The organism is Paenibacillus sp. GL_099_B (assembly GCF_057835695.1).
Genome location: NZ_CM174430.1, coordinates 3,977,316 through 4,001,098, shown reverse-complemented (window position 1 = coordinate 4,001,098; position 23,783 = coordinate 3,977,316). Strand labels below are relative to the sequence as shown.

Sequence of the window (23,783 nt, the reverse complement as noted above, 5' to 3'; positions counted from 1 at the left end):
AGTGCAAGGAAATGCAGCTTTTTGAAATTTACAGGTTCACGGCGGCTATTTTACCATGAAGGAGCAAGAGAAGATCTGAAAATGGGGAGGGTTAAAGATGAGGAAGAGGAAGAAATGGATGGTAATGATGATGTTAGGTGCTTGGATCGTCGGACTCGGAAGTGTAGTTGTTCCGTTAACGACGGCAAAAGCTGCGGCAGGTCCGCAGACAGCACAGCTGAAGTTAATGACATTTAATGTACGCAACCTGCATGGGGATGATGGCACTGTAAACTCTTGGGATAACCGCAAAGACAGGGCTGTGAATGTCATCAATTCATTTGGTCCCGATATTATCGGCATGCAGGAAGCCTATGCTGTGCAAATCGATTACTTTGTAAGTCATCTTAACGGAAACTACCAATCCGTGGGTACATCGAGATATGGAAACAAGACGGATGAGTACTCCAACATTGTATATCGAGCAGATAAATTTCAGGTGTTGGAGTCAGGTCAATTCTGGCTTAGTGAAACGCCCGATGTCGTCGGAAGTCGTAGTTCATATGATACGAAATGGCCTCGGATATGTACTTGGGCTAAATTCCAGGCCAAAGACGATCCGAGGACCGTCTTCTATTATTTCAATACCCACTTTTCTTTGAACAGCAGCGCCCGGGCACTATCGTCTCAGTTGATATTAAACAGGGTTTCGGAGTATGTCACCTCCCCGGATACGCCTGTATTTATTGGAGGAGATCTTAATTCGCCACAAACGGAGAGCGCTTACTCCATAATTGAGCAGTCGGATTTTAGCGATGTCTGGACCCAAAGCGGGCATAACTTCAACAATGCTTCTACCGTCAGCAACTACAACGGTAACACGACAGATCACCATATTGACTGGATTTTTCAGCGTGGTGCAGGAACTGTTGAATCAATGGAGATTAACCGCTATAACGAGAATGGATTATATCCATCGGATCACTATCCGGTACAGTTGACTATTCAAATCCCTCGCACAGGCAAAGCGCTCCCTAGTGGCTACGTTAATGTTGCAGCAAAGGGAACCGCCAGTGCGGATGGTTATGTGCAGGGAGAAGCACCCAATAAAGCTATTGACGGAACTGTTCTTGGTAACAGCAAATGGTGTTCAACCGGTCCCGAGCCGCATTGGCTGCAGATTGATCTCGGGAAGAAATATAATCTGTACCGGTTTGTAGTGAAGCATGCGGCAGCGGGAGGTGAGACGCCGAGCATCAATACCCGCGACTTCAAAATCCAGGTCAGCGATAATGGAAGTACATGGAGCGACGCGGCATCCGTGACGGGAAATACGCGGGATGTTACTCTGCATGATGTCAATACCTTCGGGAGATACATCCGCGTATATATTACGGACGCCGGGGTGCTCAGCACCGATACGTCGGCGCGGATCTATGAACTAGAGGCTTACGGACTGGATAAGGGTGCAGTGTTCTATAAGGATGGGAGCTATGGTGGATATGCGGTGACACTGGCGCCAGGAAGCTACACTCTTGCAGCGCTACGAGAAGCGGGCATCCAAAATGATGATATTACGTCGCTGCGCGTCTTCGGCGGAGTTACCGTGGAATTATATGAACATGACAACTTTCAGGGAGCCAAACTGGTCCGAACAGAGGATGATTCTTCTTTAACTCCAGAAGGATGGAGCGACAGAACTTCCTCAATCAAAATCAATTGAGGAAATGAACATAGTAGAACTGTTCAAGGATGTGTCAACATTATAAGTCGCGTAAAGCGGCTTGTTTTGTTTTTGTAGGAGTAACGGAAAGACGGGATAAGAGGTTTCTTGGCTACAAACGATGAACTACTTCTATTCGATACTTTGAAAAAGGTGGTCGTATCTCCGAAAATAGGCGCACCATTATTAGTAATAATAGCATCTAAATATTTTTGAGTAGGATCTGGATTAACCGTTGCTTCAGCGTTAATTGATATCGTTATCTGATAGATCCCACTTACCCCTACCACTAACCCGTTGCCTGAAGGGCTCACAGTAATGATTGGTACATAAGTCTTCATCGGCAGTTTTGAGGTTTTGAGTTTCCTTTTTCGTTTTGTATAGGAACATACTATCGCTGATATATAGTCTATCCGTCAGCATTAATATTAGTTTCAACTAAGGGAAGCAAATCAACTTGTTGGAAATGAGTCCAGTTGGATCAAATTTTATTACAAAGCCTTCTCACCCTCGATAGCTTTATTCCGTTCATACTCTCATAAAAGATTTCATAAATTGATAATAAAATAATCATTATGTAACAAGTTAAAGGAAGCCACAGACTCTTTACATGAGAAATTCAAGAGAGGAGGGGCTATGTTGAAAGGTTATCCTATGTATCCCTACATCGGCTGGCGGACTAAGACCGTTATGGAGCCAGTGGCATTTCCGCCGCAGCACCAAGATCAGATACCCGGTTTGGAGTACTTGATGGAACCCAGGCCTATTTTTGATAATCCCGGTTATGTTGGCAGTGGTAAGCTAAGAGGAAAAACCGCCATCATTACCGGCGGTGATAGCGGATTCGGCCGCGCTATCGCGGTGGCATATGCCAAAGAAGGAGCCAATTTGACGCTCGTCTATTTGAATGAGCACAGGGATGCCGAAGAGACACAACGGTACGTTGAGCAATTCGGGGTTCGTTGCCTGATCCTGCCTCGCGATCTTCGCAATCCGGCTGCCTCGTCCGAAATTGTGGCGGAGACAATACACCATTATCAAAGGCTGGACATTTTGGTCAGCAACGCCGCCGTTCAGCCGTACACACCCAGCATTCTGGACGTTTCGGACGAACAACTGGAAAATACGTTTCGAACGAACGTCTTTCCTATGTTTTATTTGACGAAAGCTGCCATACCTTTTCTTAATCCGGCCAGCGCGATCATCTGTACGACTTCAAGGGTGGCCTATGAGGGTAACAAAAACGCCATTGACTATTCGGCGACCAAAGGAGCTATTGTATCCTTCATTCGTACGATGGCCATATCGCTCGCGGACAAGGGAATCAGGGTTAATGGAGTTGCTCCAGGGCCTGGCTGGACGCCTCTTACAGTGAGCTCTTGGCCTGCTGAGATGGTGAGTACATGGGGCGTCGACAGCCCGTTCGGTCGTGCAGTGCAGCCATTCGAGGTGGCGCCAGCCTACGTCTATTTGGCGGCCAGCGATTCCATGTTTGTGACCGGCCAAGTGTTGCACGTAAATGGAGGAGTGATTCGATATTCATAATCGTCACGGGGGCTACCATTCAGATAGCCATTGCTATGGTTGAAAATTCACCATCCACTTGATAGATCAGATCTTGATTCGAGAAATTGATAACAGCAGGTAGCAACGATGTATACAACAGATAGGGCTAATCGATATATAAGTGAGGAAAAAGAAAAGGTTAATCAAACCTATCGACAGCAAATTCATTTAACGCCACCGATCGGCTGAATGAATGATCCAAACGGATTTGTTGCCATCAACGGTGAATTTCGTTTGCGAGTTTCATATCCCCAAAAGTCAGGATGAAAGTTTTCGATTAGGCAATGCTCTTCACTAGCAAGTGGAAGTTTGGTATATTGCAGGTGAGCGGAAAGTCGTATTATCGAGAGAGCAGATAGGACATTGCATTCAGGGGCGTGAACCTGATTATCGGGAGTTTCGAGAGTTTCGAGAGTACATCCGCCTATCCTCCTTCTCCGAGAACATGGAAACGGAAAAGGGCAAGGTCTTCAGGACCTGCTCTTTTTCGTTTCCTTTTTGAATCCCTCTTTGATTCATATTTCCGAAAAATTGATAAAGTTTGAACGGGTTAGATTTCGATAATGGGACGGCGTTATTCCTTCGTTTGAGCGAAAAGCCTTACTGAAGTGGGCAGAAGAGGAATAGTGGAGCTTCTCCGCAATTTTTTCTATGGACAGAGTGGAGTTCTGAAGCTCGTTTTTGGCATGTCGCATTAGGGTTTTGGATAGATATTCCTTGGGTGAAATGCCATAAATGAGCTTGAAGCATTCACATAAATAAGATCTGGAAACACCCAGTTGTGAAGCAAGATCGTGAATCCTTACTCCATCTAGTGCCTGAAGTTCGAATTGATAGGCAGCGTTGTGGGCAATTTCGATTTGTGCAGGTGTTGCTATGGAAAGATGGTTCCAATTGCATTCCTGAAGGAAATACTCCGCAATCTGACCGATTAAATCCAAAACTTTGGATTGCATCCGTAACAGCGCGACGGAAGAGGTTAACCTGGTTTTGGTGACGGTGTCTTTTTCGCCAGCTTGCAGAAACAACTCTTTATATTCCTTCATAAATTGATCGACCCATTTCTCTAAAGAAACTGCCTGCAGCTGACCTGACCGAACAACTGGATCCTCAATCATTTGGAAAATGGAGCGAACTTGCTGATTGGTTAAATCGAAATGAAAAACGAACAATTCAGTTTCTTCTCCAAGGGGGGGAGTATGGTGTTGCAGACCTTGTTTAATAATCAGAAAATCGCCACGTTGTAGAGAATAGGTGGCTCCGTTAATCCATTGTACAATCGAGCCCTTGGCGCAATAAATAAATTCGTAGAAAAAATGCCTGCAATTAGAGTTGCTCCAGCCTTTCTCAAAGCAACCATAGTGGAAGGTATCAAGGAGAATATCGTTGTATAAGTTTGGGATATGGAATACATGCTGCATTAATTCGCCCCGCGTTATTTTGGAATGGTTTCGTTTCTGACATAAAGTATACTACAAAAGTATAAGTGGAGATCACTTTTTTGGGTGGTTGCTAGGTTGTAGACATGGTACGTTTGGATCAGGTTCAGAAAAGATCTTAAAGAAAGGGCTGACTCACTAAATGGATCGAAAGCTACAGCTTCAACAATCTCCGGAATGGACCGATGATTTAATCATCTATGAAATTCCAACGAAATCCTTCACTTCTCCCAATGGGCCGGAAAGCGGGACCTTCGCCAGCTTGAAGGAAAAACTAGAATATTTGAAAGATCTCGGAATCACCGGAATTTGGCTCACAGGGCATTCACTTAGCCACCCTGATCATTTCTACAACATTTGGAACCAATATGCGGTGATTCAGCATGATAAGCTAGATCCTTCTTTGGGGGGAGAAGAAGAATTCCTAGCTTTGATTGAGGAAGCCCACCACAACGGGATCAAAGTGTTCCTGGACGTCATTACCCATGGGGTTATGAGTGACAGTCCGCTGATCGAGGCCCATCCGGAATGGTTCAAGGGCGGATCGTGGGGAATGACGGATTTCGATTGGTTTGGCGACCATGAAGATCTAGATGATTGGTGGGTGAAGGTGTGGGTTGACTATGTGCAGAAATTCGGTATCGATGGTTTCAGGCTGGACGTTGCCACATACCGTTTCGATCTCTGGGCACGAATCCGGAGCCAATGTTCGGCGCTTGGACATCCGATTGTCATTATTCCTGAGAAAGGACCCGCCGTGCAAGGAGTTACTGATTTTCTACAGCACGGCTTCCGAATCAGCAACAATCATTATGGTCTTCAGGAGCAGAGCCGAGTTTTGTCTGATTTGCCATCATATCTCCAACTGGTTAACCGTCTTCAACCGAATATGTTTCAGGTCAAGGTGCTGTATGAGGATGATTCGGAAGCTGGTAGCGGACCTGAACATGATTATGTACTTACCCTTGCAGTCGAAGGGAAAGAAACGAAACCAGTTCCATCTGACGGACGGCATGAGGGGTATGAAAGGGAATATTTCTTACTTTCGATACGAGGAATTGATCCGTCGAAGCAAATCAAGCAGTTGTTTGTGATGGATTATGATAGCAACGAGTGGCAGTTGGAGAATACTTTATTTCCTGATTACCGGATTCACCGGAGTGAGCGGCAGGGGGAAGTCATTCTACTGTCCCTTCCCGTGCGCCTCCCAACGGGACAGAAGATATCCTTCCAACTGAGCTGCCACGATGACGGATGGGAAGGATACCCTGAGGAGAAAACTCCTTACGTCGCCCAAGGCAAACGAAGTGTTTTTGGATATTCTTTCATCTTCGCTCCGGCTATCCCGGTGTTTATGGCTGGAGAGGAATTTGATGCACAATATCGGCCTCTCCCTCAGTTAAGTCCCCACTTGTTTGGTGGACAGGATGCGGGATGTGGCAAATGGCTCTATGGCAGTTGGATAGATTGGAGCCAGCTAGAACAAGAGAAGCACAGGGCCATGCTGGAAGATGTGAAGCAAATGATCAGGTTACGCAAGAAATATCGTTCGGTTATCAAGCCACTTCAACTCGGAAAGGATAACGGGAATAGCCAACCGCAATCTGCACAACACCAATCCCTCGATAATCTTCCTGTTCCTTACTATTATCAAACTCCAACAGGGTATTTACTTATTGCGAGTAATCCTTACCATGACAAGGACTCAGACATCTCGGTGACCATTCCGGATTTTTCGGACAATAGGATCTACAAGGTAACGGATGAGTGGAATGGTGTGTATAGTTTCCGTCTGACCGGTAAGCAAATAAAGGAACGCCAATGGAGGATCAAGAGAGATCAAACACCTCGGGGCGGATTAATGGTTCTTTTCATAGAACCATTGGAGAGTGAAAGTGAGTCGAGAGCAGCGACCGAATAGCTAGCTACCCATTTACCAATTGAAAATAAGTGAATGCATATAATGGCCGGATTGTTGAACTAACGTAGAAACGATAGCTCAATAGAACCAAGAAGGCAGCCGATCAACGTGATCGACTGTCTTTTTGGTTTAACGTCTTCTTTGTACTGATGCTTATCTTAATAATTTTCTCCGCGATAGTAGCGCTCCAGTTTGTTATCCAAATGAACGAGCTGCGCTTTTTTTTTCTCGATATCTTCCAGCAGCTTTTGCCTTTGATCTTGAATCAGTTTGGTTCTTTCCGGTAGGGTTGAGGTTCCTTCATTTACCTTGTCATAATACGTTTTGATGTCCTCCACACTCATCCCGGTTTCGCGAAGACATTTGATAAAAACCAGCCAGTTCAGATCATCTTCCGTATAAAGACGGTTATTCTGCTCACTTCGCGCAGCAGGCTTCAACAGTCCCTTTCTTTCATAAAAACGGATCGCTCCGATAGTGATATCGACTTTCTTCGCTACTTCTCCAATCGTTAACATGCTAACCCTCTTTTATCAAAATTTATGGTTGACCTACACTAAGTGTAGCATAGTAACTTATACATTGTTAATGAAATCAAATTAGAGAAAAGAGGATTCGCATGAAGAAGACCGCTTTTGTAACTGGAGGAAATAAAGGAATCGGATTCGAAATCGTTAAGCAGTTAGGTCTAGCCGGCTGGAAAGTCGTCCTTGGTGCACGCAGCGCCGAACGGGGCGAAGCGGCTGTTACCGAGTTAACTTCGAAGGGGTTAGACATAGAATTTGTGCAAATCGACATGAGTGACTTGAAAACCATCGAAAGGGCGGCCAATACGATTGCCAAGGATTATCCGGACTTAAAGCTTCTGATCAATAATGCGGGTATGCCCGGTGCTTTCTCCCGTTCTTTTACGGATACCAAAGAGGAGGATCTGAGGAACGCTTTCGAAGTCAACTTTTTCGGAACCTTCCGGCTGAACCAGCGTTTGTTCCCGTTAATCAAAGATAACGAAGGCACAATCGTTAATGTATCGACCGACATGGCTTCCCTGGATCATATGCAAAATGCGGGATTTGCTTTAAACGCATTTGACTATAATTCATCCAAAACGGCCAACAACGCCATGACAGTTTCGATGGCTTATGAACTGAAAAGTAGTAGGGCTCAAGTATTTGCGGTAACGCCTGGATTCACATCAACAGACCTTAACGGCAATGCTGAAGGCGGTAAATCAAAAGAAGCGGCCGCTGCGATTATCGTGGGTTATGCGACAGATGGCAAACATCATAACGGCGAATTCTTGAATGAGCAGGGCGTGTACGCCTGGTAATCCACATCTGTCAAAACACTGCAATTTCTACACACATTTCGAAATATACAAAGAGGTAACAACGTCAATAACTTCACTGACAGCCAGTTGTCAGTGAAGTTATTTTATAATAATGACTATCATTGATTATCTAGATGGATGATTGATCTCACTTGATAAATTTTGATCATTTAAAGGAGGAGCGATAGTAAGGGGACCGGTGATAAACTCTGTATCAGGTGATCGATTCGGAAGTATATTGGATCCTTTTGGAGTAAGATGGTCTATTATGACTCGGATTGAAGATTTGTCAGAAGAAGAAAATAGCCGGAGAGTCGCTGAATGGTCCAAAAGCTTTAGCGTAGAATAGATACAATAATCCTAAGTATGCAGCAACCCGCTAATATCTGAAATATGAAAGTATATGCCTCATGGAGCGGGTTAATTTTATTCATACTCGTTTTTTATATACTCTCATTGCAAAGATATATGCTACAAGCAAGATCCCCACACACCACGCAAGAGCGATCCATATATCATCGCCGACCGGCTGACCTAACATTAGTGCACGGATAGCTTCCACAATCGAGGTTACCGGTTGGTTTTCGGCAAAGGCGCGAACGACTGAAGGCATCGACTCGGTTGGCACAAATGCAGAGCTGATAAAAGGCAGGAATATAATAGGGTAGGAGAAGGCACTTGCGCCGTCAACGGATTTGGCGGACAGTCCGGCAATCACTGCGACCCAGGTTAATGCCAGCGTAAACAGAGCGAGTATACCCGCTACGCCAAGCCAAGAAAGTACCCCTGCAGATGAACGAAAGCCCATGATCAACGCAACCAGTAGGATGACGACAACCGATATGGCGTTAGAAACCAGCGAAGTCAGTACATGCCCCCACAGTAAGGTAGAACGTGAAATCGGCATGGAGTGAAACCGCTCGAATATGCCCCGCTGCACATCGATAAACAGACGGTAAGCCGTGTAGGATATACCGCTAGCAATAGCAATCAGCAGTATGCCGGGCAACAGGTAATTCACATAGTTGTCCGTTCCAGTTTGAATGGCACCGCCAAATACGTAAACGAACAGCAGCATAAATGCGATTGGCATAATGGTGACCGTAATGATGGTGTCCATACTGCGGAAAATATGGCGCAAGGAACGTCCAAGCATAACGCTCATGTCGCTAAAAAAGTGTTTTTTTACCGTTTCCATTTAGTTTTCCTCCTTTTTGCTAATGATTGCGAGGAATATATCCTCCAAAGTCGGCTGTTTTTCGATATACTCCACCTTTGCGGACGGGATCAACTTTTTAAGATCCGAGAGTGTTCCGCTGGCGATAATCCTGCCCTCATGCAGAATGGCAATTCGGTCGGCAAGCTGCTCAGCTTCCTCCAAATACTGCGTGGTCAGGAATACCGTCGTGCCACCATCGGCAAGCTCCTTTACAATCTTCCATACCTCGATACGTGCCTCGGGGTCAAGTCCGGTAGTTGGCTCGTCGAGGAAAATGATCTGCGGTTTTCCCACAAGGCTCAAGGCGATGTCGAGCCTGCGGCGCATACCACCAGAATAAGTCGACACCCTGCGGTCGGCGGCTTCTGTCAGGCCGAAGCGTTTGAGCAAATCGTCCGCAACCTGACGCGGATTTTGGAGGTATCGAAGTTTGGCAATCATGATCAGATTTTCTCGCCCGGTCAAAATTTCGTCTACGGCGGCAAATTGCCCGGTCAAGCTGATTGCCTGCCGCACATTGTCGGGTTTTGTTGCAACATCGAATCCGTTTACGGTGGCGGTTCCGCTGTCTTTTTGGAGCAGCGTGGTCAGGATTTTTACAACTGTTGTTTTGCCCGCACCATTGGAGCCGAGTAGGGCGAAGATACTACCTTTTTCCACCTCGAAATCTACGCCCTTGAGGACATGTAGTTGCTTGTAGGATTTCTGCAGACCAATCACTTGAATGGACTTGTTTGGCATGTTATCCCTCCTTATATAACCGTAACTTTTGACAAATTAGCATCCATGCCTTTAAGGGCGGCATAAGTCAGTTTATCCATCATCGCGCCGTCAAAGCAGACGGTTTTGATAATACGATAATATTTTTTAGACCACGCAGACGTTGGAAAAGATACATTTTTGAGGGTCGCGTTCTTAAAGGAAACTTCGTTCAGTGCCACCTTGTCAAACTTGACGCCGATGAAGGTTTGCCCGTCAAAACACAACCCTCCCAGATCGGATGATTTGAACTCCACGCCATTAAAGATACAGTTTTCAAAAATTGTTTTTCGAAGATCAGTCAAGGAGAACGTGACGTCGGTCAGTCTTACAGCTGTGAATTTTGCTCGGTCCAGTCCCGACTTGCTGAAGGTAGTGCGTACAAGGATCGATTGATTGAAGCTTACATTTGAAAGGTCAAGTGTGGAGAGGATGCAATCAGTCAGGTTTGCACCGTCAAAATTGGCATCCCGCACATCGCTGCTTGCAAAAGAGCTGCCGGTTAAGTCCGCGTTCGTGAAATTAGAACCTCGCAACGCGCTAGACTTAAATTGTCCTTTATGCGCGATAACGCCAGCAAAGTCGCTCGTTGGCAGGTTACTCGCGCTAAAGTTTGTCACCACCTGCCGCTCCAGCGAGCGGGAGAGGTTGGCAACCTCCTGTACTGTTTGCTCAATATCGCCGATGCTCTCGATGGTCATCTCAAAAGCAGTCTCATCATCCTTGCCCTCGGCTTTGAGATCACGGAATCGCTCCAGCAAATCGGAGTGCAGGTCTGCTTTTAATTCAGTGACGCTTTTTACCCCATCGTACGGTGCGAAAACGCCGTTCAAATAGCTGGTCAATTTCTCATTCATAACCTCAACACTCCTTATAATAAGTTTTCAAGAACGCGCTTGGCGTACTCCCAGTTGTCTTTGTTGCTGTCATACGTTGTCTTACCCTTTTCGGTAATCCTAAAATATTTACGACGTCCACCTTGAGATTCATCGCCCCAATACCACTCGATATCGCCCTCCGCTTCAAGTCGCCGAACGCTGGAGTACATTGTGGCTTCTTTTAATTCGTACTCACCGCCCGAGCGCTCAGCAATCATTTTGACAATCTCGTATCCATATCTGTCAGCTTCGGATAAGAGCCGTAAAATCATCGTATCGGTATGTCCGCGTAGTAGGTCGGATGTAATTTTGTTCTGGCTCATTTAATCACCTCGCAACTGTATAATACGACACACTACCTTGACTGTCAAGGTACTTTTACAAGCAAATTACTTTGTTTGAAATTTTGATTTATCAGAACGATATTTAAAGGGGATTCACTTTCCTGAATGAGCCGGAACTTCGCTTTAATTTTAGCAGGCGTATGCGGGTTTAATTGGTTAATTTTAGCGTTATCAAACTAAGACAAAATTCGCTGAAGTAATGTAAAGTTACTCTAACTAATTACAGCTGTGCTGGCGGAGGATAGGACGAAGTATGAGAAAGTTTTTGAGTGAGCAGTCATAAAAATGGGGATATCGTTCATTTGCAAATTAAGCAAGTTCCCTTGTTCTTTGAAGGGAAGGCGAATGGTATTTTTGTTGCGGGCGGCGACGAGTGAGCCAGCATGGGTCAGGAAGATCGTTAATGTTGGACGATAGCATACAGAAAGATTTCTCGTTCCAGTTATGGAAATACTAAAGAGAGTATGACATCGGATTTGCTCAAGGATTATTCCTTAGTCATCCAAAACACAATGTTAACCATCAGCAATGATGAGCTTGCCTTGATAAGAAAATAAAAATCGTTCTGTCGTGGGTTGTTATTCGCAAGCCAATGCTTTATATTGACATAAGAGTAGGTCAAAAACAAAAGAGGTGAGCGGACGATATGACTCCACGCACGAAGGAACAAAACGAAGAGATCCGGCTGCGGCGTCTGGCGCAAATCCGTAAAGCCGCTGCCGATGTGTTTCTGAATAAAGGGCCTTTACTTGAAATTCGGGATGTGGCCGTTCAGGCGGGACTCGGGTATGGCACGGTATACCACTATTACAGCAATAAGGGCGATTTGCTCCACGATCTGCTGTGGGACGCTTTGGAGCGGGCCGGGGAATGGCCTGAGGCCCCGCGCACCTCGGCTTTGGGAGAGGAGCCAGCGGGCGGGCATTTCGACTTGGCTGCTGTGGATTCCCGAAGCCGAAGCCACGAAACGCCCGCTTCCGCAGAGCTTGGCACCGTCGCCGCAGCCAGCGTCCGGCTTCTGCAGCTTTGGGCGGAGGACCACGCCCTATACCTGCTGTATAAGCTGGCTCTTGAGGGCTTTGCCTCGCTACCTGAAGCACGCTCGACCAAGCTCACGGCTGCTTTTCAGGATGAGGTGCTCGCGCCGTTTGCTGCGCTGGTGGACACCGGGCGTGCGGCGGACGAGGATGCTGCTTTCGGCGGAAACGCGGCGGAGCAGCCGTATCGGCTACAGCGTGCGGAAATGCTGGTGGCCGCCTTGGTTGGCTGCGCCTCGCTTTCGCTGCGCCGCGAAAAGCTGCACGAAGAGGCAAGGGATATCGTCCGGTTTTTAAAATTATAGGATGCATAAGGAGTGAATAAACAAAAGATGATCATTATAAAATCACCTAGGGAAATCGAAGAGATGAAGCCGGCGAGCCAAATCGTTGCGGACTGCTACCGCAAGGTGACCAAACTGATTGAGCCTGGGATAACCACGCTAGAAATCAATGATTTTGTTGCCAGCCATATCACCAAGATGGGTGGCAAGCAGTTTACGAAAGGGTATAACGGTTTCCCCGCCGAAACCTGCATTTCCATTAACGATGTGGTGGCCCACGGGATTCCTTCGAACCGCGTAATCATGGACGGCGACTTGCTGAAACTCGACATCGTCGTGGAATACGGGGGATGGTTCGGCGATTCGTGCATGAGCTATGCGGTGGGCAATATTCGGCCGGAAGTGCAAAAATTAATGAAGGTGACAAAGGAATGCTTGGATCTGGGGATTGCCCGGGCTATACCCGGGGGGCGGCTCGGCGACATAACGTCGGCGATTCAACAGCATGCGGAAGCGCACGGGTATTCGGTCGTACGCGATCTGCTGGCGCACGGGATCGGACGGAGCTTGCACGAGGAGCCGACCTATGAGCATATCGGCGTAGCCGGCAAAGGCATTCGATTAAAGGAAGGTATGGTGTTTACGATTGAACCGATGATTAACGAAGGTACGTTCCGTATCACGATAGACGACGATCGGTGGACGGCGAGAACGGCCGACGGCAAGTTGTCGGCGCAATATGAGCATACGATCGCAATAACGTCGGACGGACCGCTGATTTTAACGGCTCAGTAAGATTAAATGCGAACGGACGGGCGCATCATTTTAGTAAATAGGTCGCCAACCTACCAGCTGATCCTGACGTAAATTCGTAAACGAAAACGACGAAAAAGAGTGGAGGCAGCTTGGGACCAGGGAAGTTTTTTACAGGTTAGTAAATTTACGAATCTAAGAAAACCGCGTTGTTATGCGGTTTTTTTATTATGACTTGGATATCATCTTCAGGTTGGAGCAATTGTTAAGTGTTAGAATCATTAGTAATATAGGAGAATACTAGCCATACTTAATACTTAAGTTACATGGGGATTTCTTACAAGGAGGTAACTTACAATGCATTATGACGTAATTGTAATTGGAGCAGGTTCGATGGGGATGGCGGCTGGTTATTTTTTATCCAAGAGTGGGAAAAGTACATTATTAATAGATTCCTTTAACCCGCCCCATAACAAAGGCAGTCATCACGGAGAGACGAGAATCATTAGACACGCGTATGGTGAAGGTGAAAATTATGTTCCGTTGGCGCTCAAGGCTCAAGAATTATGGAATGACTTAGAGAAAGTGTCGGGAAAACAATTATTTCTCCCTACTGGGGTTCTAAACGTGGGTTACGAGAAAACAGATTTTATCCAAAATATCATTTCAAGCTCAAAAACCTATTCATTACCACTTGAGATTTTAGATTCCATTGAAGTAAATAAGCGTTGGCCAGGCATCACTTTACCGAACAACTACATTGGTTGCTTCGAACCAACTTCAGGAGTGTTGAAATGTGAGGAATGCATTGAAGCATATCGAGAACTCACAGAGCAAAACGGAGCTACCATCATAACCAATAGTAAAGTAAAAGAAATCATGGTTCATGATAAAAAAGTTAACATCAAGACCGATAATCATACTTTTAGTGCTAGTTCGTTAGTAGTTTCAGCAGGGGCCTGGTCAGGAAGTCTCCTTTCCATGTTGGATCTAAATCTTCCTCTTAATCCTATAAGAAAAACATTTGCTTGGTTTGATACTAATGAAGATTTATATAATCATAAGGAGTTCCCAGCCTTTTCGTTTGAGACATCTCACGGACATTATTATGGTTTTCCAAGCATCGATGGTTCTGGATTAAAAGTAGGCCGACATGATGGAGGAGATACAATCAATCCAGATGAAGCCATCCTGGGATTTGGTGAACTAGAGGAAGACACAACAGATCCAAAACAATTTTTACAACACTATATGCCCTCAGCACAAGAATTGAAGTTCGGTAAAACGTGTATGTATACAATGACTCCTGACGAAGATTTCATTATCGATACACATCCTAACTATCCTAACGTTGCCATTGCATCAGGTTTCTCAGGACATGGCTTTAAATTTAGTAGTGTAGTTGGACAGATTTTAAGTGATTTGATTATTTCAGGGAAAACGGAACATAATATTTCTCCATTTTCAATCAATCGATTTTAATAAAAATTATTAAACTATCAAGTAACTATGGCTTAACAATTACGATAACTAACAAGGCTGCCGACATAAATCGGCAGCCTTGTTAGTTATCGGGCAGGATCCTCCAAAACCTCTAATAAGAACCCATTAAAGAGAAACTTCATTTGTGAGCATTACTCTTTTCATCATCAACTATCTGATTTAAGTCCAGCATATTAAAATTTGAATTGACAATATAGGGTAGGGGGCTATACTATATAGTTGTCGGCAAGGGAAATTTTTGTAATAATTTTGATCTCGCTTTTGACGGCCGTCAGAGCAAAAAAAGATATATACAAGGAGAGTATACTATGATGAATCAAGCTCTTTCTCTGCCGGATCCAAGGCGTTGGAAAGCACTGGCTTTGTTATGCATTGCAAATTTTATGGTTATTATGGATACCTCAATTATTGGGGTTGCGCTGCCGGCAATCAAAGAAGCGCTCGGATATACACAGGCTAATTTGCAATGGGTATTTAATGCATATGTCATTTTCTTTGGCGGTTTGCTGTTACTCGGTGGGCGTTTATCCGATCTGTTTGGGCAGCGACGCATGTTCATGTGGGGATTTTCGATCCTAACGTTAGCTTCTTTGCTTGCAGGTGTGGCTTGGAACGAGGAGTCGCTTAACATCGGGCGTGCATTGCAAGGATTTGGTTCCGCATTAATTGCCCCCTCAGCATTAACCATAGTCATGATGTTGTTTAGTGGTAACCCCAAAGAGTTAGGTAAAGCATTAGGGTTTTGGGGTGCTTCTGCTGCTGCCGGCGGATCGGCTGGTGTATTTCTAGGAGGTGTTATAACCGAGTGGTTAAGCTGGGAATGGACATTTCTGATTAACGTACCGATCGGCATCGTTGCCATGCTTGTAGCCCCTAGAATTTTATCAAAAGGGGTTCGAAGAAAAGGAAGTATCGATGTTATCGGCTCTATCTCCGTAACAGCCTCATTGGTACTGGTGGTGTACGGCATTGTTACTGCTGAACACAATGGATGGAGCGCACCGACTACCGTATGGACACTAGTTTTGGGGGCCGTATTATTTATTCTGTTCTTAATCATTCAGGCTGTAAAAAAAGAACCGCTTATTCCTCTCAGGATCTTTAAGGCGCCAAACTTGGCAGCAGGTAATATCGCACTCATTATGCTGTCCGCCGCTTGGATTCCGTTATGGTTTTTCCTTAATCTCTATTTGCAGCAAGTATTGAAGTTTTCTGCTTTCGCAGGTGGACTTGGTTTGCTACCTATGACCGTACTTATTGCCATATGTATGATTTTTGTTTCCGGTAAATTGATCGGAAAAATTGGCGTGAAATCCAATGTGGTTATCGGATTGATAGCTCTTGGAGGATCGTTATTACTCTTTGCAACAAACACACCGGTTGATGGTAATTTCGCAACAAATGTACTTCCAGCCTCACTACTAGGCGCGCTTGGTATGTCGCTTGCTTATATTCCGGCTACCATGTCTGCCATGTCGGGAGCCAAGCCGGAAGAGTCAGGGCTCGCATCCGGCCTTACTAATACAAGCTATCAGATCGGCTCAGCGATAAGTCTGGCCATCATGGTTGCGATTGCTGCATCAAGAACAGCTTCCCAAGCTGGTGCTGATCAGTTAATTGCGTTGAACGAAGGGTTTCAGCAAGCGTTCCTATGGTCAGGAATTATCGCTATCGCAGGTGCTATCCTGGCAATTCTGTTTATCCGCTCTCCGAAGCCGGGTAAACAAACGGGCGTATAGTTATAACTTTGTATAGGGTAATGGGTATAGGTAATCTTTTATGAGGAGGTGAGCTATGTGCACATGGATACAGAAATGCTTGAACATGAAGGCGGAAATGATTCGAGTTGCTGCTCTGCTGATGGAACACCAAGAAAAAGTCATCATTCGGATAAAGTAAAAAACAGTATACTAAGCCGATTGAATCGGATCGAGGGGCAAGTACGCGGCATTAAAGGACTCATTGAAAAAGATACGTATTGCGATGGAGTACTGACCCAAATCTCCTCGGTACAATCGGCTTTGAATGGGGTCGGAAAGCTCTTATTGGAGCATCATCTCAAAAGCTGTGTCATCGAGCGGATCCAAGAAGGGGACTCCGAGGTGTTAACAGAGCTTATGGTAACCATGAATAAGTTAATAAAATAAACTTGGGATACTACTCACACCTTTTTCTTTTTTTTGTTAATATAGGGTAGATGGGTATGGTAAAAATATACTGACTCAATATAGGGTGGGTGGGTATACTAAAAATGCTTAAGAAGAGTTGGTGGATGATATTGGATACGAATGAATCAATATATTCATTTCCTAAAAATCAAGAATCAAATTACCTGACTCTGAAGGATCGACTCTCCATCCAGATGAGATTGAATCGAATTGAAGGACAGGTTCGCGGAGTACAGAGGCAAATGGAACGGGATGATTATTGTGATCAAATCTTAAACCAGGTCGAGGCTATCCATTCCGCTTTGAGCGCAGTCGGTATATTGCTCATGTCGAATCATTTGAAGTCATACGCGGCAAGCGCCGACTCAAAACATAGCGAATCCATCGCACAAGAAATGCTAAAAACAATGTCTATTTTGGTCAATCGAAAGGAAGAGGAAAAATAAAAAAACATTACACTTCAAAATATTAAAAATTACTATTGAACAGGAGAGAATATTCAAAATGCAAAGAAAAATGATGCTTATTTTAACAGTTGTTTTGGTCCTCGGTGTGCTGTCTGCATGCGGTACCTCCAAAAAAAATGAAAATTCAGCAACTCCAAGTACTGGCCATGGAGAGCACGGTGACCATGATACTAAGGAACAACCAGCAAATAGCCTTAAAGCGTCATTTTCATTTGCATCTGGAACAGTGAAAGCAACCGAAAATTCAGATTTGAATATTCAAATTATGGATTCCGATGGCAATTCAGTAAATGAGTTCGAATGGAGTCATGAAAAATTGATGCACCTTATTGTGGTTAGTAAAGACCTCTCTTACTTTAACCACATTCATCCTGATTATAATACAAATGGAAATTTTGTGATTGAAGCATCGTTTCCAAATGGAGGTGAGTACAAAGTCTTTTCAGATTTTGTGCCAAAAGGTGGAGCGAGCACCACACTCAGTGAGTGGGTGGAAGTAGAGGGAGAAGAAAAAGAGCAGGAGCCTATAGAAGCTGATACAAAGCTTGTGAAATTTGCTGATGGCAAAGAAGTTGAACTTACTTTAAGCAGCACAACGGCGAAAGACGAAGTCACACTTACGTTTAATATGGTTGACGCGCAAACGAAGAAAGACATTAGTGATCTAGAGCAATATTTGGGTGCTGTAGGACATGTAGTTATATTATCAGATGATGCGGAGCAATATCTCCATGTTCATCCAGTGGACGAAAAAGCGACTGGTCCGAAAGCAGAGTTTATGACTTCCTTTCCGAAAAGTGGAATCTATAAAATATGGGGTCAATTTCAGCATCAAGGGCAAGTTTTTACTGTACCTTTCGTAGTCGATATCGAGTGATTCGTTAAGTTTGAACTGAGGAGAGGAAGAATTGTGGTTGAAAAAATCAAAATTGCCATAAGCCCAGTGATTCAACTTGGCGGTAGCTTGTTCACGCCAAACCAACTTGTAAAAATCGGAAATAGCGTAGGAACAGATGCTAAAGTGGAAATGACCACTTTCAAACAGCTCTATGCAGAAGTGCCGATCGAGCAAAGAGAAGCAATCAAGGAAGAACTTGAGCGTATTGGCCTTGAAGTGAATCCTGCGGGGTTTGTAACCAAAAGTCTAATTGCCTGCAATTTCTGTAAAGGTGCCGAAGAAGCTGGGCTTGAAACAGCCAAAACCTTGAATAAAGCAATAGCTGGCATCGAGACACCTGCACCGCTAAAAATCGGCTATGCGGGTTGCGCATTAGGTACCAGCGAACCGCTGATTAAGGATATCGGCGTTGTCAAAATGCGCGATAAGTTTGATATTTACGTTGGCGGTGAATCGAAGGGACTTAAAACGTCCTTCGCCAAATTGCTTTGTTCAGAAATCACGGAAGATCAGCTTATTTGCGCTGTTACAGGCATCATTGATTTTTATAAAGAACAGGCAAAAGGCAAGGAAAAGTTCAGCAAATTCGTAAAACGGATTTCGCTTGAGCAGTTGCAACAGATTGCAGAGAAATCCATTGAAAGGAGGTGAAAACTATGAAAGAGGTAAGCCTTCAAGTACAAGGCATGACTTGCCGTTCTTGTGTTCCTAGAATTGAAAGTGCGATCAATGAAATCGGAGCTGAAGGGCAAGTGAATTTTGAGCAGGGCACGATAGATGTTCGGTTTGACGAAGAAAAAATTCAGATTTCCGAAATTGAGGAAGCCATTCGGAAAAAGGGTTATAACGTTCTGGTGTGACAGTGACCATCCAAAGCTGCTATGACTATAATTTTGCCAAACGCCATTATAAAGTACAGTTTATCTGGATTTCATTGGTTTTGAGGATCTAACTGAAATTTGTGGTGTAATGAGCAAACCCGGTCGAAGCTCGACCGGGTTTGCTCAATTATACTAAATTTCACTGAATTAAATCATTCCGCTGTGAATGGAAAGGGTACGCTTTTGTATGAGCAGTATCTCAAAAGCTCATCATGGAGCGAGTTCAAGAGAGAGTGACGATGAAACAAAAGAGAAAGCATGTTGACTATTATAGGGTAGGGGGGTATACTATATTTAAGAAGGGCGTTAATAAATATATCAGAACGAAGGGATGAGGAAAAATGAAAAACATTACACTTCAAGTTGAAGGTATGAGCTGCCAACATTGCGTCAACTCCATTGAAGGCGCACTTAAAGAAATTGGGGCTAAAGGGAAGGTTGATCTTAAGAAGAACACAGTGGATGTGTCGTTTGATGAAAATCAAATAACAATCGATCGAATTAAGGAGACCGTAGAAGATCAGGGATACGACGTGGTGTAAGTCAATTGACAACGAGGGAGTGAATCTTTGTGGAATCAACAGCCGCTCAGAATAAGCAATCAACTTTGCAAATTACTGGTATGACTTGCGCCGCTTGCGCAAACCGAATTGAGAAAGGCCTCAATAAAATGGAAGGAGTCTCTTCAGCTAACGTAAACTTTGCGTTGGAAAAAGCAAATGTAACGTACGATCCGGTAAAAGTGGATAGGAATACTCTAGAGGAAACCATTAAAAAGCTTGGATACGGCACTGTTACGGAAGTTGCGCAGTTTAATCTCGAAGGCATGACGTGTGCTGCTTGTGCTAACAAAATCGAAAAGGGACTAAGCAAGTTGCCAGGCGTTACAAATGCGACTGTAAACTTCGCGATGGAAACGGCTCGCGTGGAGTATTCATCGGGAGATGTCACGATTGAGGATATGCAAAACAAAGTCAAAAAGCTTGGCTATAAAGCCATGATCAAGCAGGAGAATCAAAATGCGGATGACCACCGTCTTAATGAAATACGTCAGCAGAAACGGAAATTGTTAATTTCGGCGATTTTCTCCTTCCCGCTGTTATGGACGATGGTTGCTCACTTTTCGTTTACCTCATGGATGTACATGCCAGATTTTCTGATGAATCCTTGGGTTCAACTTATTTTGGCCACTCCGGTGCAATTTTATATTGGTAAACAGTTTTATGTAGGCGCATATAAGGCGCTGCGCAATCGCAGTGCGAATATGGACGTTCTGGTTTCACTTGGAACCTCCGCTGCTTATTTCTACAGCCTGTACTTGACCCTCGATTGGTATGCGATGGGTGACAGTATGCATCATGGACCGTCCTTGTACTACGAGACAAGTGCAGTTCTGATTACGTTGGTCATTATGGGGAAACTTTTCGAAGCAAACGCGAAAGGCCGGACCTCCGAAGCAATTAAATCCTTGATGGGATTACAAGCGAAAACGGCTTTGGTCATTCGCGATGGCAAAGAGCTGACGATTCCGGTGGATGAAGTCATCGTAGGGGATGTCGTTCTTGTCCGTCCAGGGGATAAACTGCCGGTGGATGGAGAAGTGCTTGAGGGCGTGTCGTCGGTAGACGAATCCATGCTTACGGGCGAAAGTCTCCCTGTGGAGAAGAAAGCCGGAGATGCGGTTATTGGAGCCACGATTAATAAAAACGGTATTCTTCGAATCAAAGCAACGAAAGTCGGCAAAGAAACGGCGCTTGCGCAAATTATCAAAGTTGTGGAAGAAGCACAAGGCTCCAAAGCACCAATTCAACGGGTAGCGGATATAATCTCGGGTATATTTGTTCCAATTGTTGTTGGCGTCGCGGTCGTTGCTTTCTTGGTGTGGTATTTCCTCGTGACACCCAACGATTTCGCAGGAGCTTTGGAAAAAGCAATTGCCATACTGGTTATTGCTTGCCCATGTGCGCTTGGATTGGCAACTCCGACGTCAATCATGGCGGGATCGGGACGCGCGGCTGAACTTGGTGTTTTGTTTAAGGGTGGAGAACATCTGGAACAGACCCATAAGATCGATGCGATCATTCTCGACAAAACCGGTACGGTAACAAAAGGCAAGCCCGAACTGACAGATGTATTAGCTGAAGGTAACGAGTCAGAATTCCTAAGACTGGTCGGCGCGGCGGAGAAAAATTCGGAGCATCCGCTTGCGGAAGCGATCGTGGTAGGCATCCAGGAAAGAAATATTGAGCTGCCGAGAACAGAATCGTTCGAAGCCATTCCAGGATTCGGAATCAAGGCCGTTGTAGAAGGGAAACAATTACTGATTGGTACACGCCGATTGATGGAAAAGTATAAAGTTAACGCGAAGGCAGCTTACGAACCGATGTCTCGTTTAGAGGAGTCAGGCAAGACAGCCATGCTGGTTGCGATTGATGATCGATATGCAGGTATGATTGCTGTGGCGGATACAATTAAGGAAACGTCCAAAGCTGCAGTGAGTCGTCTAAAAGAGATGGGAATTCAGGTCATCATGATTACTGGCGACAATGAACGGACAGCTAAGGCCATCGCGGCTCAAGTGGGTATTGACCATGTACGGGCTGAGGTTTTGCCTGAAGGAAAAGCAGAAGAAGTGAAAAAACTACAAGCTCAAGGCAAAAAAGTGGCGATGGTCGGAGACGGTATCAATGATGCGCCGGCCCTTGCGACGGCAGACATTGGTATGGCAATTGGCACAGGGACAGATGTAGCCATGGAAGCTGCAGATGTTACCCTTATGCGCGGAGACCTGTCCAGCATTCCTGATGCGATTTACATGAGCCGTAAGACCATGAGAAATATTAAGCAAAACCTGTTTTGGGCGCTTGGTTATAACACACTAGGGATTCCAATTGCTGCGATTGGTTTGTTAGCACCGTGGGTTGCCGGTGCAGCGATGGCAATGAGTTCGGTTTCCGTTGTTCTTAACGCGCTTCGTTTGCAACGTGTGAAAATACGAAACTAAATAGGATCAGATTGGAGCGATATTTTTATGATAAGAAATATTCTTGCCTTCGGCGTACTGCCGCACTATGGAAATCCAAAGGAAAGTAATCATTCAGACGGCCATGGTGGCACCAGTCATAGTCACATCGGTCATGGTGATCACGATAGTAGCGTACAGACTGCAAGTAACCTTAAAGCTTCATTTACGTTTGCATCTGGAGTAGCAAAAACGAACACGAATGTGGAATTGAATATTCAAATTAAAGACAATGAGGGCAACTTGGTCAAAGAATTTGAACGAAGCCATGAGAAATTGCTCCATCTCATCGTTGTTAATAAAGACCTCTCCTACTTTAGCCACATTCACCCTGAGTACGATGGAAACGGCAATTTCAAAATCAATACAACGTTTCTGAAAGGTGGAGGATACAAATTCTTTGCAGACATCCTTCCAAAAGGCGGATCGAGTACTACGCTCAGTGAATGGGTGAAAGTGGAGGGAGAAGAAAAAGCACTGGAGCCTATAGAAGCTGATACAAAGCTTGTGAAAGTTGTTGATGGTAAAGAAATTGAACTTACCATAAGCAACACAACGGCGAAAGATGAAATCACACTTACGTTTAATATTGTTGACGCACAAACAAAGAAAGGGATTAGCAACCTGGAGCAATATCTGGATGCTGTAGGACATGTCGTTATATTATCAGATGATGCGGAGCAATATCTCCATGTTCATCCAATGGACGAAAAAGCGACCGGTCCGAAAGCGGAGTTTATGACTTCCTTTCCGAAAAGTGGGACTTATAAAATATGGGGCCAATTTCAGCACCAAGGAGAAGTTTTTACTGTACCTTTCGCAGTCGACATCAAATGATTCGATAAGGAGTGTACCGAGCATGGAAAAAACAATTAAAATCTATACGATTCCTACCTGTAGTGACTGCAGTTATGCTAAACGGTTTTTCAAAGAGAATGAGCTTCCCTATACAGACTTTGACTGCACAGAAAATCCAAAGTATCCAGAAGAAGTGTGGAACTTGACTGGAAAACAGATTGTGCCGACGATTGTGATTGGCGATAAGGTGTTTATCGGCTTCGCGGAGAATCTCAGTGAAATAAGCGAATTGTTGAATAAAGAGTAAAGTGACTGTCTGTTTATATGTAGTTCACGGAAAAAGCAGCTCACGCTCAAGTTGAGCTGCTTTTTCGATCAAAGGAAACTTACTAAAAGGAGCCTCACTTTACATAGGGGGGTGGGGGATGTTAATCTGAATAAAAGGAGTTGATTCAAATGGATAAAACAACACACGAGGTCACCTCAGTTGACCATACATCTTCTACAGAGCGGAAAAGTCATCATTCCGAAAAAACAAAGCTCAGTTTGATTCATCGGCTGAATCGTATCGAAGGGCAAGTACGCGGGGTAAAGGGACTGATCGAAAAAGACACGTACTGTGATGATGTGTTGCATCAAATCGCTTCAATACAATCGGCTCTTAATGGGTTAGGTAAACAGCTGTTTGAACACCATTTAAAGAGTTGTGTCATTGAACGGATTCAAGAAGGCGACCGCGAAGTTTTGGATGAACTGATGACTACCGTAAATAAGCTAATTAAATAACAGAAAGGGGGAGGGATCACATTGATTC

24 protein-coding genes and 1 pseudogene are annotated in these 23,783 nt (G+C 44.7%); 19 read left to right on the top strand and 6 right to left on the bottom strand.

Going from position 1 to position 23,783, the window contains the following annotated elements; genetic code table 11:
* The first annotated feature begins 97 nt into the window (after positions 1–97).
* Together AC3ITG_RS18090 and AC3ITG_RS18085 are read left to right on the top strand one after the other, a co-directional pair.
* Entirely contained in the window at positions 98–1,702 is a 1,605-nt protein-coding gene (locus AC3ITG_RS18090; protein ID WP_489250902.1) for a discoidin domain-containing protein, read from the top strand.
* Positions 1,703–2,338: 636 nt separating this feature from the next.
* Positions 2,339–3,247, top strand: coding sequence for an SDR family oxidoreductase (locus tag AC3ITG_RS18085; protein ID WP_413371883.1), 909 nt, complete (start codon positions 2,339–2,341; stop codon positions 3,245–3,247).
* A gap of 536 nt (positions 3,248–3,783) precedes the next feature.
* Here AC3ITG_RS18085 and AC3ITG_RS18080 read toward each other — a convergent pair.
* Positions 3,784–4,689, bottom strand: coding sequence for an AraC family transcriptional regulator (locus tag AC3ITG_RS18080; RefSeq protein WP_489250901.1), 906 nt, complete (start codon positions 4,687–4,689; stop codon positions 3,784–3,786).
* 160 nt (positions 4,690–4,849) lie between these two features.
* Between AC3ITG_RS18080 and AC3ITG_RS18075 the strand changes: the two genes are divergently transcribed.
* Positions 4,850–6,628: an alpha-amylase family glycosyl hydrolase gene (locus AC3ITG_RS18075; protein ID WP_489250900.1), complete on the top strand. Its 1,779-nt coding sequence runs from the start codon at positions 4,850–4,852 to the stop codon at positions 6,626–6,628.
* A 158-nt stretch (positions 6,629–6,786) separates the two neighbouring features.
* Here AC3ITG_RS18075 and AC3ITG_RS18070 read toward each other — a convergent pair whose 3' ends face one another.
* The gene (locus AC3ITG_RS18070) at positions 6,787–7,146 is read right to left on the bottom strand and encodes a MerR family transcriptional regulator (protein ID WP_489250899.1); all 360 of its coding nucleotides are present in this window, start codon (positions 7,144–7,146) and stop codon (positions 6,787–6,789) included.
* A 101-nt stretch (positions 7,147–7,247) separates the two neighbouring features.
* Between AC3ITG_RS18070 and AC3ITG_RS18065 the strand changes: the two genes are divergently transcribed.
* Positions 7,248–7,958: an SDR family NAD(P)-dependent oxidoreductase gene (locus AC3ITG_RS18065; RefSeq protein WP_489250898.1), complete on the top strand. Its 711-nt coding sequence runs from the start codon at positions 7,248–7,250 to the stop codon at positions 7,956–7,958.
* Positions 7,959–8,136: 178 nt separating this feature from the next.
* Positions 8,137–8,307: pseudogene (locus AC3ITG_RS18060) on the top strand (VOC family protein); the annotation flags it as partial.
* Between the two features lie 81 nt (positions 8,308–8,388).
* Here AC3ITG_RS18060 and AC3ITG_RS18055 read toward each other — a convergent pair.
* From AC3ITG_RS18055 to AC3ITG_RS18040, 4 genes are read right to left on the bottom strand one after another with little or no spacing between them, the layout of a single operon-like run.
* Entirely contained in the window at positions 8,389–9,156 is a 768-nt protein-coding gene (locus tag AC3ITG_RS18055; protein WP_489250897.1) for an ABC transporter permease, read from the bottom strand.
* Entirely contained in the window at positions 9,157–9,918 is a 762-nt protein-coding gene (locus tag AC3ITG_RS18050) for an ABC transporter ATP-binding protein (protein WP_489250896.1), read from the bottom strand.
* 11 nt (positions 9,919–9,929) lie between these two features.
* Positions 9,930–10,793, bottom strand: a complete 864-nt coding sequence (locus AC3ITG_RS18045; RefSeq protein ID WP_413371873.1) for a pentapeptide repeat-containing protein — start codon at positions 10,791–10,793, stop codon at positions 9,930–9,932.
* 14 nt (positions 10,794–10,807) lie between these two features.
* Positions 10,808–11,137, bottom strand: a complete 330-nt coding sequence (locus AC3ITG_RS18040; protein ID WP_489250895.1) for a PadR family transcriptional regulator — start codon at positions 11,135–11,137, stop codon at positions 10,808–10,810.
* Positions 11,138–11,804: 667 nt separating this feature from the next.
* Here AC3ITG_RS18040 and AC3ITG_RS18035 point away from each other — a divergent pair.
* The 14 genes from AC3ITG_RS18035 (at position 11,805) to AC3ITG_RS17970 (ending at position 23,755) form a co-directional block, all read left to right on the top strand.
* On the top strand, positions 11,805–12,500 hold the full coding sequence (locus AC3ITG_RS18035; protein WP_489250894.1) for a TetR/AcrR family transcriptional regulator: 696 nt from the start codon (positions 11,805–11,807) through the stop codon (positions 12,498–12,500).
* 27 nt (positions 12,501–12,527) lie between these two features.
* The gene (map, locus tag AC3ITG_RS18030; protein WP_489254488.1) at positions 12,528–13,274 is read left to right on the top strand and encodes a type I methionyl aminopeptidase; all 747 of its coding nucleotides are present in this window, start codon (positions 12,528–12,530) and stop codon (positions 13,272–13,274) included.
* Between the two features lie 315 nt (positions 13,275–13,589).
* Positions 13,590–14,714, top strand: coding sequence for an N-methyl-L-tryptophan oxidase (solA, locus tag AC3ITG_RS18025; RefSeq protein ID WP_489250893.1), 1,125 nt, complete (start codon positions 13,590–13,592; stop codon positions 14,712–14,714).
* Between the two features lie 329 nt (positions 14,715–15,043).
* A complete protein-coding gene (locus AC3ITG_RS18020; RefSeq protein WP_489250892.1) occupies positions 15,044–16,474 on the top strand; it encodes an MFS transporter in 1,431 nt (476 codons plus the stop codon).
* 75 nt (positions 16,475–16,549) lie between these two features.
* The gene (locus AC3ITG_RS18015; RefSeq protein ID WP_489254487.1) at positions 16,550–16,882 is read left to right on the top strand and encodes a metal-sensitive transcriptional regulator; all 333 of its coding nucleotides are present in this window, start codon (positions 16,550–16,552) and stop codon (positions 16,880–16,882) included.
* A gap of 104 nt (positions 16,883–16,986) precedes the next feature.
* Positions 16,987–17,349, top strand: a complete 363-nt coding sequence (locus tag AC3ITG_RS18010; protein ID WP_489250891.1) for a metal-sensitive transcriptional regulator — start codon at positions 16,987–16,989, stop codon at positions 17,347–17,349.
* A gap of 58 nt (positions 17,350–17,407) precedes the next feature.
* Positions 17,408–18,247 carry a DUF8832 domain-containing protein gene (locus AC3ITG_RS18005; RefSeq protein ID WP_489250890.1) on the top strand — a complete coding sequence of 280 codons (840 nt, stop codon included), beginning with the start codon at positions 17,408–17,410 and terminating at the stop codon, positions 18,245–18,247.
* Positions 18,248–18,280: 33 nt separating this feature from the next.
* A complete protein-coding gene (locus AC3ITG_RS18000; RefSeq protein WP_163756853.1) occupies positions 18,281–18,919 on the top strand; it encodes a nitrite reductase in 639 nt (212 codons plus the stop codon).
* Positions 18,920–18,924: 5 nt separating this feature from the next.
* A complete protein-coding gene (locus AC3ITG_RS17995; protein ID WP_489250889.1) occupies positions 18,925–19,128 on the top strand; it encodes a heavy-metal-associated domain-containing protein in 204 nt (67 codons plus the stop codon).
* A 362-nt stretch (positions 19,129–19,490) separates the two neighbouring features.
* Positions 19,491–19,691, top strand: coding sequence for a copper chaperone CopZ (copZ, locus tag AC3ITG_RS17990; RefSeq protein WP_163756856.1), 201 nt, complete (start codon positions 19,491–19,493; stop codon positions 19,689–19,691).
* Positions 19,692–19,720: 29 nt separating this feature from the next.
* The gene (locus AC3ITG_RS17985) at positions 19,721–22,153 is read left to right on the top strand and encodes a heavy metal translocating P-type ATPase (protein WP_489250888.1); all 2,433 of its coding nucleotides are present in this window, start codon (positions 19,721–19,723) and stop codon (positions 22,151–22,153) included.
* Positions 22,154–22,180: 27 nt separating this feature from the next.
* Positions 22,181–23,008: a DUF8832 domain-containing protein gene (locus AC3ITG_RS17980; protein WP_489250887.1), complete on the top strand. Its 828-nt coding sequence runs from the start codon at positions 22,181–22,183 to the stop codon at positions 23,006–23,008.
* Between the two features lie 22 nt (positions 23,009–23,030).
* Positions 23,031–23,276: a glutaredoxin family protein gene (locus AC3ITG_RS17975; protein ID WP_489250886.1), complete on the top strand. Its 246-nt coding sequence runs from the start codon at positions 23,031–23,033 to the stop codon at positions 23,274–23,276.
* A gap of 149 nt (positions 23,277–23,425) precedes the next feature.
* Complete coding sequence (locus AC3ITG_RS17970; RefSeq protein ID WP_489250885.1) at positions 23,426–23,755, top strand: metal-sensitive transcriptional regulator; 330 nt, start codon at positions 23,426–23,428, stop codon at positions 23,753–23,755.
* The last annotated feature ends 28 nt before the right edge of the window (positions 23,756–23,783 follow it).

What these genes read in the sequence shown, in the direction of transcription:
- AC3ITG_RS18090 (WP_489250902.1), top strand. Translation starts at nt 98, where the DNA reads ATGAGGAAGAGGAAGAAATGGATGGTAATGATGATGTTAGGTGCTTGG.
- AC3ITG_RS18085 (WP_413371883.1), top strand. Translation starts at nt 2,339, where the DNA reads ATGTTGAAAGGTTATCCTATGTATCCCTACATCGGCTGGCGGACTAAG.
- AC3ITG_RS18080 (WP_489250901.1), bottom strand. Translation starts at nt 4,689, where the DNA reads ATGCAGCATGTATTCCATATCCCAAACTTATACAACGATATTCTCCTT.
- AC3ITG_RS18075 (WP_489250900.1), top strand. Translation starts at nt 4,850, where the DNA reads ATGGATCGAAAGCTACAGCTTCAACAATCTCCGGAATGGACCGATGAT.
- AC3ITG_RS18070 (WP_489250899.1), bottom strand. Translation starts at nt 7,146, where the DNA reads ATGTTAACGATTGGAGAAGTAGCGAAGAAAGTCGATATCACTATCGGA.
- AC3ITG_RS18065 (WP_489250898.1), top strand. Translation starts at nt 7,248, where the DNA reads ATGAAGAAGACCGCTTTTGTAACTGGAGGAAATAAAGGAATCGGATTC.
- AC3ITG_RS18055 (WP_489250897.1), bottom strand. Translation starts at nt 9,156, where the DNA reads ATGGAAACGGTAAAAAAACACTTTTTTAGCGACATGAGCGTTATGCTT.
- AC3ITG_RS18050 (WP_489250896.1), bottom strand. Translation starts at nt 9,918, where the DNA reads ATGCCAAACAAGTCCATTCAAGTGATTGGTCTGCAGAAATCCTACAAG.
- AC3ITG_RS18045 (WP_413371873.1), bottom strand. Translation starts at nt 10,793, where the DNA reads ATGAATGAGAAATTGACCAGCTATTTGAACGGCGTTTTCGCACCGTAC.
- AC3ITG_RS18040 (WP_489250895.1), bottom strand. Translation starts at nt 11,137, where the DNA reads ATGAGCCAGAACAAAATTACATCCGACCTACTACGCGGACATACCGAT.
- AC3ITG_RS18035 (WP_489250894.1), top strand. Translation starts at nt 11,805, where the DNA reads ATGACTCCACGCACGAAGGAACAAAACGAAGAGATCCGGCTGCGGCGT.
- map (WP_489254488.1), top strand. Translation starts at nt 12,528, where the DNA reads ATGATCATTATAAAATCACCTAGGGAAATCGAAGAGATGAAGCCGGCG.
- solA (WP_489250893.1), top strand. Translation starts at nt 13,590, where the DNA reads ATGCATTATGACGTAATTGTAATTGGAGCAGGTTCGATGGGGATGGCG.
- AC3ITG_RS18020 (WP_489250892.1), top strand. Translation starts at nt 15,044, where the DNA reads ATGATGAATCAAGCTCTTTCTCTGCCGGATCCAAGGCGTTGGAAAGCA.
- AC3ITG_RS18015 (WP_489254487.1), top strand. Translation starts at nt 16,550, where the DNA reads ATGCTTGAACATGAAGGCGGAAATGATTCGAGTTGCTGCTCTGCTGAT.
- AC3ITG_RS18010 (WP_489250891.1), top strand. Translation starts at nt 16,987, where the DNA reads ATGCTTAAGAAGAGTTGGTGGATGATATTGGATACGAATGAATCAATA.
- AC3ITG_RS18005 (WP_489250890.1), top strand. Translation starts at nt 17,408, where the DNA reads ATGCAAAGAAAAATGATGCTTATTTTAACAGTTGTTTTGGTCCTCGGT.
- AC3ITG_RS17995 (WP_489250889.1), top strand. Translation starts at nt 18,925, where the DNA reads ATGAAAGAGGTAAGCCTTCAAGTACAAGGCATGACTTGCCGTTCTTGT.
- copZ (WP_163756856.1), top strand. Translation starts at nt 19,491, where the DNA reads ATGAAAAACATTACACTTCAAGTTGAAGGTATGAGCTGCCAACATTGC.
- AC3ITG_RS17980 (WP_489250887.1), top strand. Translation starts at nt 22,181, where the DNA reads ATGATAAGAAATATTCTTGCCTTCGGCGTACTGCCGCACTATGGAAAT.
- AC3ITG_RS17975 (WP_489250886.1), top strand. Translation starts at nt 23,031, where the DNA reads ATGGAAAAAACAATTAAAATCTATACGATTCCTACCTGTAGTGACTGC.
- AC3ITG_RS17970 (WP_489250885.1), top strand. Translation starts at nt 23,426, where the DNA reads ATGGATAAAACAACACACGAGGTCACCTCAGTTGACCATACATCTTCT.